The 15952-nt window shown below is 39.1% G+C and carries 17 protein-coding genes; 15 read left to right on the forward strand and 2 right to left on the reverse strand.

The genetic code is table 11. The features are described from left to right. A partial coding sequence (gene filE, locus RMB13_RS11865; RefSeq protein ID WP_311085325.1) for a putative pilus assembly protein FilE occupies window positions 1-997 on the forward strand: 997 nt, incomplete at its 5' end. Window positions 998-1009: 12 nt separating this feature from the next. Next, window positions 1010-3010, forward strand: a complete 2001-nt coding sequence (locus tag RMB13_RS11870) for a protein FilF (RefSeq protein WP_311085326.1) — start codon at window positions 1010-1012, stop codon at window positions 3008-3010. A gap of 55 nt (window positions 3011-3065) precedes the next feature. Here RMB13_RS11870 and RMB13_RS11875 read toward each other — a convergent pair whose 3' ends face one another. Next, entirely contained in the window at window positions 3066-3614 is a 549-nt protein-coding gene (locus RMB13_RS11875; RefSeq protein WP_311085327.1) for an NUDIX hydrolase, read from the reverse strand. A gap of 114 nt (window positions 3615-3728) precedes the next feature. Between RMB13_RS11875 and RMB13_RS11880 the strand changes: the two genes are divergently transcribed. The 6 genes from RMB13_RS11880 (at window position 3729) to fghA (ending at window position 8912) form a co-directional block, all read left to right on the forward strand. Further along, window positions 3729-4358: a CoA pyrophosphatase gene (locus RMB13_RS11880; RefSeq protein ID WP_198078295.1), complete on the forward strand. Its 630-nt coding sequence runs from the start codon at window positions 3729-3731 to the stop codon at window positions 4356-4358. A 19-nt stretch (window positions 4359-4377) separates the two neighbouring features. After that, window positions 4378-4905 (forward strand): gamma carbonic anhydrase family protein, encoded by a 528-nt coding sequence (locus RMB13_RS11885; protein WP_080028148.1) that lies wholly within the window; start codon window positions 4378-4380, stop codon window positions 4903-4905. A 136-nt stretch (window positions 4906-5041) separates the two neighbouring features. Further along, window positions 5042-5707, forward strand: coding sequence for a tRNA (adenosine(37)-N6)-threonylcarbamoyltransferase complex dimerization subunit type 1 TsaB (tsaB, locus tag RMB13_RS11890; RefSeq protein ID WP_311085328.1), 666 nt, complete (start codon window positions 5042-5044; stop codon window positions 5705-5707). Window positions 5708-5718: 11 nt separating this feature from the next. Beyond that, complete coding sequence (locus RMB13_RS11895; RefSeq protein ID WP_311085329.1) at window positions 5719-6510, forward strand: class I SAM-dependent methyltransferase; 792 nt, start codon at window positions 5719-5721, stop codon at window positions 6508-6510. A 136-nt stretch (window positions 6511-6646) separates the two neighbouring features. Continuing rightward, window positions 6647-8098: a C13 family peptidase gene (locus RMB13_RS11900; RefSeq protein WP_311085330.1), complete on the forward strand. Its 1452-nt coding sequence runs from the start codon at window positions 6647-6649 to the stop codon at window positions 8096-8098. Next, window positions 8067-8912 carry an S-formylglutathione hydrolase gene (fghA, locus tag RMB13_RS11905; protein WP_311085331.1) on the forward strand — a complete coding sequence of 282 codons (846 nt, stop codon included), beginning with the start codon at window positions 8067-8069 and terminating at the stop codon, window positions 8910-8912. Before RMB13_RS11900 ends, fghA begins: the two co-directional genes overlap by 32 nt. Here the strand turns inward: fghA and RMB13_RS11910 are convergent, their stop codons facing one another. Continuing rightward, a complete protein-coding gene (locus RMB13_RS11910) occupies window positions 8913-9185 on the reverse strand; it encodes a DUF2218 domain-containing protein (protein ID WP_311085332.1) in 273 nt (90 codons plus the stop codon). 184 nt (window positions 9186-9369) lie between these two features. On the opposite strand from RMB13_RS11910, the gene rpe reads away from it, so the two are divergent. The 7 genes from rpe (at window position 9370) to RMB13_RS11945 (ending at window position 15945) form a co-directional block, all read left to right on the forward strand. Next, window positions 9370-10056 carry a ribulose-phosphate 3-epimerase gene (gene rpe / locus RMB13_RS11915; RefSeq protein ID WP_311085333.1) on the forward strand — a complete coding sequence of 229 codons (687 nt, stop codon included), beginning with the start codon at window positions 9370-9372 and terminating at the stop codon, window positions 10054-10056. A 357-nt stretch (window positions 10057-10413) separates the two neighbouring features. Then, on the forward strand, window positions 10414-11235 hold the full coding sequence (locus RMB13_RS11920; protein WP_311085334.1) for a Cof-type HAD-IIB family hydrolase: 822 nt from the start codon (window positions 10414-10416) through the stop codon (window positions 11233-11235). 103 nt (window positions 11236-11338) lie between these two features. Then, complete coding sequence (locus RMB13_RS11925) at window positions 11339-11734, forward strand: hypothetical protein (RefSeq protein WP_311085335.1); 396 nt, start codon at window positions 11339-11341, stop codon at window positions 11732-11734. Window positions 11735-11774: 40 nt separating this feature from the next. Further along, complete coding sequence (locus tag RMB13_RS11930; protein WP_311085336.1) at window positions 11775-13709, forward strand: copper resistance system multicopper oxidase; 1935 nt, start codon at window positions 11775-11777, stop codon at window positions 13707-13709. Further along, on the forward strand, window positions 13696-14451 hold the full coding sequence (locus RMB13_RS11935; RefSeq protein WP_311085337.1) for a copper resistance protein B: 756 nt from the start codon (window positions 13696-13698) through the stop codon (window positions 14449-14451). Before RMB13_RS11930 ends, RMB13_RS11935 begins: the two co-directional genes overlap by 14 nt. A 28-nt stretch (window positions 14452-14479) precedes the next feature. Then, on the forward strand, window positions 14480-15475 hold the full coding sequence (locus tag RMB13_RS11940) for a cation transporter (RefSeq protein WP_311085338.1): 996 nt from the start codon (window positions 14480-14482) through the stop codon (window positions 15473-15475). A gap of 149 nt (window positions 15476-15624) precedes the next feature. After that, complete coding sequence (locus RMB13_RS11945; RefSeq protein ID WP_311085339.1) at window positions 15625-15945, forward strand: multidrug efflux SMR transporter; 321 nt, start codon at window positions 15625-15627, stop codon at window positions 15943-15945. Window positions 15946-15952: the final 7 nt, after the last annotated feature.

Genomic DNA, 15952 nt, shown 5'->3' on the forward strand with positions numbered 1-15952 from the left:
ACCAACTGCACCAACTGCACCAACTGCACCAACTGCACCAACTGCACCAACTGCACCAACTGCACCAACTGCACCAACTGCACCAATTGTTTCGATGAAGAAACAATCTAAGGTTTCAAAACAGACAAAAATAAGTAAAGAAGAGTCTGAAGTTATCGATCAAAAGTCTAGTTTAGCGACTACTAAAGAAAAAACAGTAATAAAGGATTCTGCTTCCCAACAAAAGATTGAAGAAAAAGTAAAGTCAAATCCTGTTCCATCTTTGTCTAAGGAAGCCGTTACTTCATCCGTACCCGCACCTAAAAGGGATGAGACGAAGTACACTACCATTGATGGAGTGGAATATGTCAATAATGAATATTTAGAAAATCAAGAGTTTAATCTAGAGGGTAAAAAACGTTTCTATATTATGCCTGATGGGTTAGGCCGTACTGAATCTATTGAGCGAAAAAAAGGGGTTGGTCAGTCTATCCTCGATAATGTATTACATCGGTCACGAGAAGACCAAGTTTCCTCTGTTGTGTTGGCGCCTACATATTTACGACTTTCACAACAAGAATTGGCAAATACTTTTGAAAATGATTTGTGTTTTATTAAAGATGATAACAAATCAATTAAGAAATTGAGCCAGAATAAAGAAGTTGGGCTATGGCCTAGAAAGCCTTTGAAAGAAAAGTTTGAATACGAAGTCGTAAAAGTAGATTCATCTATTAAAAATATACAAGTGGCTTCCTATGCTACAACCAATGACAAGCCTGTATATTATTGGCCACTTGCAGTTTTCTTGGACGAAAAAGGTTGTGTTTTAGAGGGTGCAAGTGGTTTTAAAAGTAAGTCGTATCCTGCAACGATATTACAACATGCGTCGATTTCAGGTGTCTTACAAGTGCCAGACCGTACGCAGTATATTATGTTAACCCCTTTATCTTCGGCTATAGATATGCCGGATCAAGAACTATCTAATCAGGGACAAATTAAAATTTCGGTATTACGTTAAAAATAAATAGGAATGATGATGAGTAAAATTTTTTTATTACCTTTTGCATTATCCACATTGGCAATTGTATTAAATGGTTGCGGTGGTGGTGGCTCAACAATTAATGAAGATCCTACTCAAGGTGGAGGTGAGATTCCAACCACTAATTTGGATTGTAAAGCAACAGATGAGACATGTCTGAATTTTGAATTAAATTATCCAATAGCTGGTTTGAATTTCGACTGTAGCTTATCTCCTAATCAGCGTTATATTACTAAATTGGTTGGTAACTCGGTTGGCGGTGCCTGTAGTATCAGTAGCAGTAAATCTGATGAAACAATTACGCTTTATCTACAAGGCAGTAATACCCACAAGATTGCATTAGGTACGATAAAACTCGATACACTAGGTAAATATGGAACAACACATTTAACAGTTTTAGATATGGCAACAGCATTAACTGGACAAGCTCCAGCTTCAATGAGTAACGCTGATCCAACTATTAAAGTGGCAATAGCTTTGGTTAAGTTATTCCAAAGTATTGGTGTTGAACGTGGCGATAATGTGGTGGGTGATTTACAACCAACCCAATTTACTCAAGATAAGAAAAACCTGTTGACTAGTTTGACACAAGATATAACCGCAACGGAATGGAAGAATGGACAATATGCAACTCTTCTAAAACCTTGGTTAGATGTAAGCAAAGTGTCTGATGCACAAGCTTATGCGCTCGTAGTTCAAGTAACGAATTTGGCAAATGCTGCATTATTTCAGGCAAATGAAGCGACTTATGCAGGGATTGTAGATCCTGTAAGTTCGCCGCTACCACTCGGTTTTTATGGCTGTAATCAGGCATTAGCAGATTGCTTTAATAAATCTACCACTAATTTACGTCATATGATGGCTAATATGTTCATGCTGACTGACCGTGAAGGTTATGCAATGGGTTATGGCTTACAATGGCGCGGTGATGCTACTTTATACAAAGATAAGGACGGAAAGGTGACTGGTGTTGCTCCACCAGTTTTATTGTGGACCAAAGCAAAACCAATGCAAATGCTCGTTGCTCCACAGCAAAATGATTGGCTGAACCCAATTTCAAAAGATATTCAATCGACTCAACCATTACGCTTAAGCGTTGATAGCAATGCAAATAATGATTTGCAAATCTACCAAGGTAAGTTTATGAACGATTATGCTGTTGCGGGAAGTGAAGGTTTTTATAAACAGCTAACACGCTCGACAACAGGAAATATTCAGCATTATGGTTTATGGCGTCAAACAGTAGGCACAGAAAACTATAAGGGTTCACTTGATATTATTAAAGCCAATCCGATTAGTTATCTTGGCAAAGAAATTTTTAAAACAGCAGCTAACGTCAGTTCTGGTCAACGCTATGTCTTCCCATTATATGCGACTTTAACATTCAGATTTGATACTACTGGGATAGCACCTATCGATTTAGGTATTGTCGTTGATGAAAAAGGAAATATTCGTACGGATATTAAACCAAATGCAACTGCAACCGATATGTCTGGTCAATGTGCAACGGTAGCAGACAACGGCTTAATCGATAGTAATGGCGTACAACAGTATCGACTTGGTACTACTGGTGGAACAGAGTCATCTGATAATGATAGTTCTATTACTGTTCGTATGATTTTATCAAATCCTCAGCTAGGTAATCTTAATGGGATTTTGATGGGACTTAACTCTGTGGTGAGACAGGATACTAATCCAGACGATAATGTAAACGATTCAGTTTCAGTAAATGGAGCCAAAATTAACCTCTATAACTTATTAGCAGGTCAAAACAGCAGTAATAGTATTAATTTAAGTGATTATGCGAACAAGACTGCGCGTTGGATTAATCTCTATGCTTTCTATCAAGCTGTTTATAATAATATTAAGGATATTAGCCCAGCACCAACAGATGCTGAAAAAGCTTTGGCTCAACGCCTGTCTGGCACGGTGTCCATTAAACTAGCCAATCAGTCTATTCCAGCTTGTAATGCAATTAAGACAAAACCTTAAAAATAAGAGACAAATAAAAAAGACCGTCTAGCGGTCTTTTTTATTATCTAATTAATTAACCTGTATGATCTAAACGAGTACCTAAAGTTTCAAGATGTGTTGGGAAAGCTTGTTTTTTTCGGTCTTCAAAATAATGTCTTAGTGTGTGTTCAACGCTAGGGAAGGCTAGCTCTCCCCATGGAATTTCATGCTCTTCAAATAAGCGACTCTCGATACTTTCTTCACCTGCACCAAAAATTCCATCTTTCAGCTGTGCTTTAAACAACACATAAATCTGACCAATACGAGGAATATTGTACATACAATAAAGTTGTTCTATTTCTATCTCGGCTTCTGCTTCTTCACGAGTTTCGCGTGCTGCACCTTGTTCCATGGTCTCGAACAACTCCATATAACCAGCAGGCAATGTCCATAAACCATAACGAGGTTCGATAGCACGACGACAGAGTAATACTTTGTCTTCCCATAACGCTAAGGCACCGCAGATTACTTTGGGATTTTCATAATGAATATTGCCACAATGAGTACAAACACGGCGTACTTTATGATCACCTAAAGGAATTTTTTGTTCGGTTTTATGCCCACACGCTACACAGAAACTCATAATTATCATCGAGTATAGAGATGACTCAGCATAACTGAATTTTTAGACTTACGCATCAACTCTATGTCTTAAGTTTATTTTTCAGATATGATGCAAAGAGAGACAAAATAATAGGTGAATGGTATGGAAGAGCACTTGCTAACACAAAAGTTACAGCAAAGATTGCGCTTTTCCACCCGCATACAAGAAGCACAAGCAGCAGTACTGATTGCTATTACAAATGAAAATGATCCTAAGGTACTGCTTACACGCCGTTCAATACATATGAACAACCATGCGGGGGAAGTTTCTTTTCCGGGTGGAAAGCGTGACCCCAGTGATACCAGTAATATCGTTGTAGCGCTAAGAGAAGCTCAGGAAGAGACCGCTTTAAATCCTTTTGATGTGCAGTTGCTCGGCGATTTACCGATGCAACGTGCAAGAAGCGGGCTATCTGTAAAACCTATCGTTGGGCTTATTCCCCCAGAGGTTACTTTAATACCTCAGCCTACCGAAATTGATCGAATTTTTTTTGTGCCTTTGCAAGAATTAATTGATACAAGACCCATGCCTTACGAAGTACGTTATGCCCATCAATCTTTATACTTTCCGAGTTTACAGATTGATAATGAAATTATTTGGGGTTTAACTGCTCGTATGTTAGTTGCTCTGTTTAAATATGGATTGGGTTATCAGAAAGAGTGGCCATTTTTACTCAACTCACCAACATTTGGTATGCCAAAATTTTCTCATAAGAATAAATGATCAGGATCGATAAATTATGATGTATAGCTATCAAGGACAGCACCCAAAAGCATTATATGAACCATGGGATGGTTGGGTTGCTCCAACAGCAACGCTAATTGGGCAAGTGGAATTAGGTCGTCAAGTCAGCATCTGGTTTGGTGCAGTAGTTCGTGCTGATAACTGTGTAGTTCGAATTGGTAATTTTTCTAATATTCAAGAAAATTCTGTATTACATACCGATGCTGGACTTGAGTTAAATATTGGTGAATATGTCACAGTCGGTCATAAAGTCATGCTACATGGCTGCACGATTGGTGATAATAGTTTGATTGGTATGAACGCCGTAATTTTAAATCGGGCTGTGATTGGTAAAAATTGTATCATCGGAGCCAATGCCTTAATTCCTGAAGGGAAAGTCATTCCAGATAATTCAGTGGTGATGGGATCGCCAGGCAAAATTGTTAAAACTTTAGATGAAGACGGTGCAGCAAAAATACGGTTGAGTGCATTGCATTATGCTGAACATTTTAAAAGTTATAGTGATTTAAAAGAATTTCACTTTTAACTCTTTTTTAGCAATATATTTTTTATGCCAAGTTAAATCTTGGCATTTTTATTTAGACAGAGAACGACTCGCCTATCGGAGCCGAGTGGGGTATCATAACTCCCGTTTTTAATCTGATTTAATACTAAGGTTGTGCATGAAATTGCTGGCGTTGGAAACTGCAAATGAGCAGTGTTCTATCTCATTAGTCGATGAAACCCAAGAACTGTTTTTTCAACTCGATACGCGGGCGAAAGCACAAACCCAGACCATTTTGCCGATGATTGAGCAGGGGTTACAACAAACAGGTCTTGAGGTTGCTGGTCTGGATGCAATTGCCTTTAGCCGTGGGCCGGGTTCTTTTAGTGGTGTCCGAATTAATGCAGCTGTGACTCAGGCTTTGGCATGGTCACAAGATTTACCCGTTATTCCCGTTTCGAGTTTGCAAGCTTTAGCACAAGCAGCATACCGACTTGAAGGTTTGGAACAGGTGACTGCAGTTCTCGATGCCCGTATGAATGAAGTTTATATTGCAAGTTTTGTTCTAGATGAGCATGGAATTATGCAATGTATTGATGAAGAAAAATTAATGGGCTATGAGCAAGCGACGGCTTATGCAAAACATTGCTTAATTGGTTCAGGTGCAAAGCTCCTTCAAGCTGATGCAGAGCATCAAACAATCACTGCAACTGCACAAGACATTGCTTCTATTGCACGTGTTTATGCAGCGAAAAAGCAGTGGGTTGATGCTGAACATGCTTTGCCAGTTTATTTACGTGATGATGCATGGAAAAAAATAGCAGATCAGGGTAAAGCAAAATAAAGGCACTACTCATGCACATATATTTTGAAGTAGATTTTCAAGAGCAAGCACAGCATTACCAAGCTGTGCTTTGTTCTAGAGGTGTGACTGTCGATTTGCAACCAGTTGAAAAACTGAATGCACGTTTTTTGCGTTTAAATCCTGAGTTGGCACTTTGTGTAGATGAAAACGGGCTATGGTTATCTGCAAATGGTATGAAAATGCAGCCCGATTGGAAAGCCGAAATTTCCCGTTTAAAACGTGCAAGCCTTAAATCAGAAATGATTGCTCGGGCTTGTCAGTTAGGTGAAAAACCTATCTTAATTGATGCTACGGCTGGTTTAGGCCATGATAGTTTGCTCATGGCCTATCTTGGCGCACAAATACAATTGGTTGAGCGCCATCCAATTTTATTTACCTTACTTGAAGATGCAAAAGTACAAGCTGAACAAGACAGCTTTTTAAGTCAGTTTATGGATCGGATTCAACTGATCTTTGCTGACTCTGCAAGTTATTTACAAGAGTTACAGCAAACAGCTCAAATGGTTGATGTGGTTTATCTAGACCCAATGTTTCCTCAGCGTGATCAGAATCACCAAGCCATCAAAAAACAAGCTCAAGTTAAAAAACAGATGCAGCTTTTACACCTACTTTTACCCGAAGATGGGGAAATGGATTTAGGGGATAATTTGCTGGTTTTGGCACAGAAAGTTGCTAAACGTGTAGTGGTTAAACGCCCACGTCATGCTATTTTCTTGGCAAATCAGGAGCCAGCTCATCAATGGCAAGGAGATGCTTGTCGTTTTGATGCGTATTTTCAGTAGGCTTATGTAAGGTTAGGTTTTATTGCTTGAATAATGCACAAATATATGTGATATAGTTCAAAAGCATGATTGCTAAAATTCTTAGCAGGCATACACTTAAGATGCCTGACAAAAACGAAATTTTTGAAAACCTTTTATGATTGATCTTAAACCCTCCATTAACTTTTGGCATGATTTTAAAAGCAACCAAATTGCCGGAATGTGGCTGTTTTTGGGATCAAGACGTTCTTTACAAATTGTACATCCATCAATTCTTCAGCTCATTGTCTGGGGAATTTTAGGGGGATGTACTAACTCTCTTTATAGCTGGCTTGTGGCTGGTCAAATCGGTGATTTCAATTCACAAGGTTTAATTGGTTACGCACTTTGGCCATTCATTGCTTTAATTGTCGGTATATTTTTATCACAGCGCACCAACCAACCTCGCTTAATGCTAGTACCTACTTTACTTTGGTTAGTTCTAGATACAAATATCTTATTAATTCAATGTTTAATTCAGTATTTAGGTTCTAACGGTTATCTCAATTTTATTCCCGATGCTATTTATAACGGAATTTTACCGAGCCTATTCGTGGCTTTATTCGTATGGCAAAGTTTAGCGGTGATTTGGGTTTTCTCACGTGAGCTCAAGTGGCCTTGGTGGGAACGCGCACTCGTCATGGTTGCGACTATTGCAACGATGGTGGTTTGGCAACTTTCTGTAAAAGATCAACCGATTTGGAAGGTCGAAGATTCGGCTCCGACATTTGCTGAAGATGCTTTTTACGCACAAAGTAAGTTGCTGAACGATTCTTTAGAGCAAGTCCAATATGGCGAGCAGGCAAAAAGTCATTGGTATTTTTTAGGCGTGGCAGGTGATAGCTATCAAGATGTTTTCAAGTCGGAAGTAGTCCGTATTAAAGAACAGTTTGATACTCGCTTTGGTACGGTGGGTCGTTCGATGATGTTGGTCAATAATCCAGATACCCGTACAGAAATCCCGATTGCCTCTAAAACCAGTATAGAGTTAGCCCTACGCCGTATGGGGCAGCAAATGAACCGTGATAGTGATGTGCTATTTCTATATATGACTTCACACGGTGAACAGAATCACTTCGAAATTGAAAATGCGCCATTAGATCTAGGGCAAGTAGACCCTAAATGGTTGCGTGAAACACTTGATAAATCCGGTATTCGTTGGCGTGTAATTGTCATTTCTGCCTGTTATTCAGGAAGCTTTATTCCTGCCTTACAGTCTCCTGATACTTTAATTATTACTGCATCTGCTGCTGATAAAACTTCTTTTGGATGTAATAACGAAGCTGACTATACCTATTTTGGTCGAGCTTTCTTTGATTTGGCTATGAGAGAGCAATCTTCGATGAAAGATTCGTTTAGTACAGCTAAGCAAACGGTAACCAAATGGGAAGTGGCTCAAGGTGTAGAACCTTCAGAGCCTCAGTGGATGATTGGTAAAAATATGGAACTTATGCTACCTCAACTGGAAAAGTATCTATTTCCTCAGCAAAATACTGGTAGTGTAGATATTGCTCAAACAAAAACAGAGGCCAAAAACGATGCAACTCCTGCAAAAAAACCGCTGCTTTGAAGGTGAGCAACGTGTTTACCAATTTGAATCTCAGTTATTAAAAGGGCCAGCTAAGTTTGGTGTGTATTTGCCACCAGCCGCTTTAGAAGGTAAAACCTGTTCAACCTTGTTTTATTTAGCAGGTTTAACTTGTACTGAAGAAACCTTTGCCATAAAAGCGCATGCACAACATATGGCGGCACAATTAAGCCTAATACTGATTACACCCGACACCTCTCCTCGTGGAGAGCAGGTTGCTGCAGGGGATAATTGGGATTTAGGTCAAGGCGCGGGTTTCTATATTAATGCAACGCAAACACCTTGGTCTGAGCATTATCAAATGGAAAGCTATTTGATTGATGAGTTATATCCACTCATTTTGAAAAACTTTCCAGTAAATGCTCAACAAGTCGGTATCTTTGGGCATTCGATGGGTGGTCATGGCGCATTAACTTTAGCGTTTAAATATCCCGAAAAGTTTAAATCGGTATCTGCTTTTGCACCGATCTGTGCACCAACTGAATGTGCGTGGGGTGAAAAAGCCTTTAGTCATTATTTAGGTGCAGATCGCGATAGCTGGTTGGCTCATGATGCCACAGCTTTAGTCTCAAAAAGTGGTGCAGTATTTGACGAAATTTTGGTTGATCAGGGATTGGATGACCAATTTTATGAACAGCTTCACCCTGAAAAATTTAAGCAAGCATGTTTAAAAGCAGGACAACCTTTAACTTTAAGACAACATGCTGGCTATGATCATGGCTATTACTTTATTCAAACCTTTATGGATGAGCATTTACAGTTTCATGCAATCCAGTTAGAAAAGGTAAATGGCTAATTAATGTTGCCATTCCACCTGAAATTCTTGTTGAGCCATGCGGTTTAGATGATCAAGCACGACTTTTTCTAAGTGGTCATGGTCATCTAGCTGACTATCAATAGCAACGTTTAGTTGCTCTGTTTCTGGTGCAAACGTAATGGTTGCTGTAGGCATTAAAATTTTGAAATCTTGTTCAGTCTCTTGTACTTCAAATTTGTGTTTCCAATGATTAACTAGACGTTTTGCAATACGTTTACCATCATTTGTTAATAGATGAGTTGTGCTTTTCATTATCAATCCTCACATTACTTTAATGTACCTTAACAAATTCATTTAGCGCTTAGCATTCTAATGTTGCAACGTAACGTTGCAAGTTTGAAATGTTGCGATTTGAGCAAGGAAGAGCAGGCCAAGTAGGCGGTTTTTTGTTATAATTTTAAGCCTCTCCTTAAACTCTTAGCCAGGTCATCCACTTATGTCCAAGCCTTATTTGATTGCTCCTTCTATTTTATCTGCCGATTTTGCTCGTTTAGGCGAAGATGTAGACAAAGTGTTAGCCGCAGGTGCAGATGTAGTGCATTTTGATGTAATGGATAATCACTATGTTCCAAATTTAACTTTTGGTGCTGGCATTTGTAAGGCTTTAAAAAATTACGGGATTACAGCGCCTGTTGATGTGCATTTAATGGTGTCTCCGGTTGACCGCATTATTGGAGACTTTCTGGAAGCTGGTGCTGATATTATTACGTTTCACCCAGAAGCCTCTCATCACATTGACCGTTCATTACAGCTGATTAAATCAGGTGGTGCAAAAGCCGGTTTAGTATTTAACCCTGCAACGCCATTACACTATTTAGATTATGTGCTTGATAAAGTTGACCAAATTTTAATCATGAGTGTGAACCCTGGCTTTGGTGGGCAAAAGTTCATTCCAATGACCTTAGAAAAATTGCGTGAAGCTCGTAAAATTATTGATGCGAGTGGTCGTGATATTCGTTTAGAGGTAGACGGTGGTGTTGGCCCTGCAAATATTCGTGAAATTGCTGAAGCTGGGGCAGATATGTTTGTTGCTGGTTCAGCCATTTTTGGTCAACCAGATTATAAAGTTGTGATTGATCAAATGCGTGCAGAGCTTGCGAAAGTAGGTAGTGTTAACGCTTAAAAAAAGTATGTTTAATCAAGGGTAGGCTTGTGGATAACTTTGTTTATAACTGTATGGATAACTGTGTTGATAACCATATGGATAAGATGTTGGTAAAATAAACAAAATTAGATCAACTGCTTATTCTCTAGACCGAATGTATGAAAAAAGAACGTTTTGGCGTTCTTTTTTTATGCGGGTTGGATATTTTATTACCTGATTTTTTATTAAGCTTTACTAAAAAATAACCTGTGCAAAAAACGATAATATTGTGTGGACACCTTTTTAGAAATATATGGATGTAAAACTGTAAAAGTGTCATGAAAAATAAAGCTAAATTTGGTTTAATAAGATTTTAGTAAGAGATCTAGATAATTAATGACGATAAAAATTTTAGCGGTAGATATGGATGGGACTTTTCTTAATTCTAAGAAGCAGTACAATAAAGCACGTTTTTTAAAACAGTACGAACAACTCAAACAAAATAATATTCATTTTGTGGTTGCCAGTGGTAACCAACTTGCAAAGCTTGTTACCTACTTTCCAGAAATTAGTCATGAAATTACTTTTATTGCAGAAAATGGTGCACATGTTGTAGATGCAGGGCAAGAAATAGCTTTTGCTCATTTAAGTCAGCAACAATTTATTAAGACATTAAAAGCAATTGATTCAACCTATACATCTAAAATGGTGATCTGCGGAAAGCAGAGCGCTTATGTACACAAGTCTATGCAGGCCGATGACTATGCTAAGGTCGCTCGATACTTTGAAAAGCTAATAGTTGTAGAGGATTTTTATGCATTAAAAGATTTAGTGTGCAAAATTACTTTTATTGCTCAGAAAAACGAAAGTTTTGCTATTTTTCAAGATCTTCAGCAGCAAAGTTTTGTTGCAGATCGATTGTTAGTTCCCGTTTCAAGTGGTTTTGACTTTATCGATCTTATTCTTCCTGACCAGCATAAAGCACATGGTTTGAAGCTTTTATTAGAAAAATGGAAGGTTGAACCTGATCAAGTCGTTGCGATTGGCGATAATAATAATGATATCCAGATGATTAAAGCAGTAGGTTATGGGTTTGCGGTTGAAAATGCAGTAGAAGCTTTAAAAGCAGTAGCGCCTTATGCGGCTGCGAGTAATGAGCATGAGGGTGCATTGCAAGTGATCGATTTAATGCTTAAGCATGAAGCTCCATTTTCTTAATTGATGAAGATCAATTGCCTAGAGTTGAAAATTGTATATCAGTAGAAACTTGGTTATGCTAGTACTATTAAGATTATCCGTTTGCTCTAGGCAATAAACGACAATGGCCCTACAACACCTACGCAAGTATGCTTGGTTTGTGTTCCTAATGACTTTGGTCATTGGGTGGAGTGGTGTATCTATTGCTCAGACGCCTATGCAGCATGATCTTCACACGATGCCATGTCATAGTGAAAAAATGACTGATCACTCTGTACATGTTCAAGCAGATGATCAGACTGTATGTCATCAAACCATGACCCAGTCTCTTCATTCGCACAGTGAGCATTGTAAGGACTGTAACCCCGTACATTGCCAAATTGTGAATCTGGCATTGCAGCAAGCTGTACCAGACCTTGAATCACAATTTGTTCCCATATCGTCTCAATTTAGCAGTATTTATCACGCTCAGCATTTAGCCGGATACTGGCAAGAAATTTTACGTCCTCCTAAAGCTTAATCCTTTCTTACTTATTTTTTAATTAAAAAGGATTACAGCAATGTCTCATAAAACAATTAGCAGCTTAGTCGCTGTATTTGGGCTATTGGTTTCACCATGGTCCCTCGCGGCAATTAAGGAATATCACCTTAATATTAATGAACAACAGGTAAATGTTACTGGCCAACCGCTAAAACGAATTACCGTAAATGGAAAATTTACAGCACCACTCCTTGAGTTTGAAGAAGGGGATGATGCTGTTATTCATGTGCACAACCAATTAAAGAATCAGGATACGTCTTTGCACTGGCATGGTTTGTTATTGCCAGGCTTAATGGATGGTGTACCGGGTTTTAATAATTTCAAAGGAATTGCTCCAAACGGAGATTTTGTTTACCGCTTTAAGGTGAAACAAAACGGCACTTACTGGTATCACGCCCACAGTAAAGGCCAAGAACAAGATGGCTTATATGGCCCACTCGTGATTTACCCGAAAGGGAGAACACCAGTTGCAGCCCATGAAAAAACTGACCGTGATTATGTTGTGATGCTTTCAGATTTTCATAATTCATCTAGCGATAGCATTATGAAGAATTTGAAAAAATCTGCTGAGTATTATCAAAATCGCCGTGAAACCGTATCTGATGTCTGGAAGCAGGTTAAAGCACAAGGCTTAAAAGCAACTTGGCAAGATCGTTCGATGTGGAACCAGATGCGGATGTTAAAAACCGATATGTCTGACGTGACGGGTTATACCTTCTTAGTCAACGGTAAGACACCGCAGCAAAACTGGACAGGTGATTTTAAGGAGGGAGATAAAGTTCGATTACGATTTATTAACGCTTCTGCCATGTCATTTTTTGATGTCAGAATTCCAAACTTAAAAATGACAGTTGTGAGTGCAGATGGGCAGCCAGTCAAGCCTGTGGCAATTGATGAGTTTCGTATTGGCACAGCCGAAACCTATGATGTGATTGTTGAACCTAAACAGGCAAATTATCAGATTGAGGCTGAGTCAATTGACCGTAGCGGCTTTGCTATCGGTACTTTGCATGATGAAAATACTCAGGCGGTTGGTCCAATTCAAATGCCACGACCACGTCCGCGATCTTTATTGACCATGGATGATATGGGCATGAGTCATGGTGATGGATCAAGTGATGAACATGCTAGCCATCAAATGAATATGCAGCATGACATGTCGGCGATGCCTGAAATGAAAAAAGAGACAAGCCATGCCAATCATGATCATGCAAGGATGAACATGGACCATGGCATGAAAGATATGTCATCTGAAGAACATGATCATTCTATGATGCAAATGAAGCACGACATGTCAGCGATGCCTGAAATGAAACACGATATGCAGGCAAAGCCATCTAGCGAGCATGATCACGCTATGATGAATATGAATCATGAAATGCCAGCTCAATCTGAAAGTACGACTAAAAAAGATGAGCCAGTTTATGGCTGGGCAAATGCTTCAACACCAGCGGGAATGAAAGCACTGCAATATAGTGATTTGCAATCTTTAACACCTCAACCAGACACCCGTGCGCCGGAACGCGAATTAGTTATTCGTTTAGGCGGCAACATGGAGCGTTATATCTGGACCATTAATGGCAAGAAATTTAGCGAAGCTGAGCCATTGCAAGTTAAATATGGCGAACGTATTCGCTTGAAGTTCGTGAATGACAGCATGATGGCTCACCCAATGCATTTACATGGCATGTTCATGCAATTGGAAAATGGTCAACAAGCTGAAAACTTGCCAAATAAACATACTGTTATTGTTCCACCAGGAAAGACAGTTACTGCGTTATTGACAGCCGATGCATTAGGAGAATGGGCGATTCATTGTCATCTGCTCTATCACATGAGTGCAGGGATGATGAATAAATTGATTGTGGCTCAAGTGAATGATGGAGCAGTAGATGCATCTCAAGCACCTGTTCAATCTGAAAATGAGAAAGGAGCTAGTCATGCGCATCACTAAGTTATTTTCTCAAATGATATGTTGCGGTGCTTTCTCGAGCATATCTGTATTTACTTTTGCTCAAGAACCTTTAACACATGATCATTTACGCGAACATGGTGGTCAAGTTTATCAGGCGACTACGATTGATACGGGCTGGACTCAAAATGAAGAGGGAGAAGGGAGTTTTTCTTCTGAATTAGAAACTTGGGTGGGAACGGATGAAAATAAATTGTTCATTAAAGCCCATGTTGAAAAGGCCGAGTCAGAAGATACTAATTATGGCGGTTCAGTGCTTTACAGCCGAAATGTAGCTGACTATTGGGATGTACAGGCCGGTGTAAACTATGAGCGTTTACAGCGGGAAGACCAAAAGCAAGATCGCTGGGCTGGTGTAGTTGGTTTACATGGCATGGCACCTTACTTTTTTGAAACCGATGCCTATCTCTATGTAGGTGAAGATCAGTTATGGAAGTTAAGTTTAGAAACAGAAAGGGACTTACTCTTTACCCAAAAGTTAATTGGTAAACCTTATTTAAAAGCAGATGTTGTTTTACAAGATGAATCTCGTTATGCCAGTAAAACAGGGCTGTCGAGTTTACAAGCCGGCTTTCAAACCCGTTATGAAATCAACAAAAAGGTAATGCCATTTGTTGATGTCGGTTATGGTTATGAAAAAGGTTTAAAACAAACTGCTTGGCAAACTGGAACCGACTCTGAACATGGTTGGTATTATGGAGCAGGGTTAACACTTAAATTCTAATTGCAGAACAAAAAGTAAGCTTAACGACATGCCATTGGTTTATACTAATGGCATTGTTTTTTGTGTCAGTTATGGTGCACAGATGGCTTTAGAAAAACAAGAGAATCAAATACATTTAAGTAAAAGTAGTTCTAGCTGCGGGTGCTCAAGCATGCCTTCTCAGGAGTATTCTACGCCAAATGAACCTGTGGCTAAGAAGAGCCAATGGGTGAGTTATTATCATATTCCTCACATGGATTGTGCAGCCGAAGAGCAAATGGTACGGATGGCTTTAGCCTCTTACGCTGACGATATTCAGGAACTTAATTTTGACTTACCAGCACGCCATTTGGCGATTTATCACAGTGCTCAAGCTGAAATGATTACCCAAAGCCTACAGCGTCTAGGATTAGGAGCCGAGTTACAACAAACGCAGCCACATTATGAACCTGTTGAAAAACCTAAAAAGGTTAGAACCAGTTCTTCAATGAATGCAGCACAAAAGCAAGTTTTACAATGGTTATTACTTATTAATGGGGTCATGTTTGTCATTGAGTTTATGGCAGGCATCATTGCATCATCGACAGGGTTAATCGCCGATTCACTCGATATGTTCGCAGATGCTGCAATCTATGGTATTGCCTTATTTGTGGTAGGTAAAAATCTTAATGCTCAATTAAAGGCTGCACATCTTTCTGGTTGGTTGCAGTTCGGCTTAGCCATAATTGTGTTAATTGATGTCCTGCGCCGCTTTATATATGGCAGTGAACCTGTTTCAATTTTAATGATTTTAATTGGTGGATTGGCTCTTGCGGCGAATATTACTTGTCTTTATTTAATGAGTGATCATAAAGAGAGTGGGGCACACATGAAGGCGAGTTATATCTTTTCTGCAAATGATGTCATCGTAAACTTAGGTGTTATTGTTGCGGGAATATTGGTCGCAATGACAGGTTCTCCTTATCCTGATTTAATTATTGGACTCATTATTGTTTTATTTGTTTTAAATAGTGCCCGAAAAATTTTACAGTTAAAAAACCAATAAGATTTTCTAAGACAGGCTAGCTTTAGATAGGGTTTGCCTTCGTTTTTTATTTTAAAGTAAACTGAGTCCTCACATAAAGGAGGAACGACCTCCCCCATAATGGGTCATCATGTCGGGACGACCTGACGTTATAAAAATTAGTGAATGTTATGGCTTGGGCTATTTTAATTTTAGCAGGTGTATTTGAAATCATTTGGGCATATTCTATGAAAATGTCCGAAGGTTTTACACGCTTAACCCCTAGTATTATTACCGTAGTTTTTATGATTTTGAGTGTAGTTCTACTTTCAATTTCAATGAAAACTTTACCTCTTGGCACTGCCTATACGGTTTGGACAGGAATTGGTGCAATTGGATCATTTTTAGTTGGTATATTTTTTCTCAATGAACCCATTGGAGCTATGCGAATGATTGCCGCTGTATTGATTGTGTCAGGTTTGGTTTTAATGAAAGTTTCGTCGCCGTCCTAAGAGAATA

The organism is Acinetobacter sp. V102_4 (assembly GCF_031799005.1).
GTDB lineage: Bacteria > Pseudomonadota > Gammaproteobacteria > Pseudomonadales > Moraxellaceae > Acinetobacter > Acinetobacter calcoaceticus.

Bases quoted from the DNA above. Each gene is read 5' to 3' on its own strand.
- RMB13_RS11870 (WP_311085326.1), top strand. From the start codon at position 1,010: ATGATGATGAGTAAAATTTTTTTATTACCTTTTGCATTATCCACATTG.
- RMB13_RS11875 (WP_311085327.1), bottom strand. From the start codon at position 3,614: ATGAGTTTCTGTGTAGCGTGTGGGCATAAAACCGAACAAAAAATTCCT.
- RMB13_RS11885 (WP_080028148.1), top strand. From the start codon at position 4,378: ATGTATAGCTATCAAGGACAGCACCCAAAAGCATTATATGAACCATGG.
- tsaB (WP_311085328.1), top strand. From the start codon at position 5,042: ATGAAATTGCTGGCGTTGGAAACTGCAAATGAGCAGTGTTCTATCTCA.
- RMB13_RS11895 (WP_311085329.1), top strand. From the start codon at position 5,719: ATGCACATATATTTTGAAGTAGATTTTCAAGAGCAAGCACAGCATTAC.
- RMB13_RS11900 (WP_311085330.1), top strand. From the start codon at position 6,647: ATGATTGATCTTAAACCCTCCATTAACTTTTGGCATGATTTTAAAAGC.
- fghA (WP_311085331.1), top strand. From the start codon at position 8,067: ATGCAACTCCTGCAAAAAAACCGCTGCTTTGAAGGTGAGCAACGTGTT.
- RMB13_RS11910 (WP_311085332.1), bottom strand. From the start codon at position 9,185: ATGAAAAGCACAACTCATCTATTAACAAATGATGGTAAACGTATTGCA.
- rpe (WP_311085333.1), top strand. From the start codon at position 9,370: ATGTCCAAGCCTTATTTGATTGCTCCTTCTATTTTATCTGCCGATTTT.
- RMB13_RS11920 (WP_311085334.1), top strand. From the start codon at position 10,414: ATGACGATAAAAATTTTAGCGGTAGATATGGATGGGACTTTTCTTAAT.
- RMB13_RS11925 (WP_311085335.1), top strand. From the start codon at position 11,339: ATGGCCCTACAACACCTACGCAAGTATGCTTGGTTTGTGTTCCTAATG.
- RMB13_RS11930 (WP_311085336.1), top strand. From the start codon at position 11,775: ATGTCTCATAAAACAATTAGCAGCTTAGTCGCTGTATTTGGGCTATTG.
- RMB13_RS11935 (WP_311085337.1), top strand. From the start codon at position 13,696: ATGCGCATCACTAAGTTATTTTCTCAAATGATATGTTGCGGTGCTTTC.
- RMB13_RS11940 (WP_311085338.1), top strand. From the start codon at position 14,480: ATGCCATTGGTTTATACTAATGGCATTGTTTTTTGTGTCAGTTATGGT.
- RMB13_RS11945 (WP_311085339.1), top strand. From the start codon at position 15,625: ATGGCTTGGGCTATTTTAATTTTAGCAGGTGTATTTGAAATCATTTGG.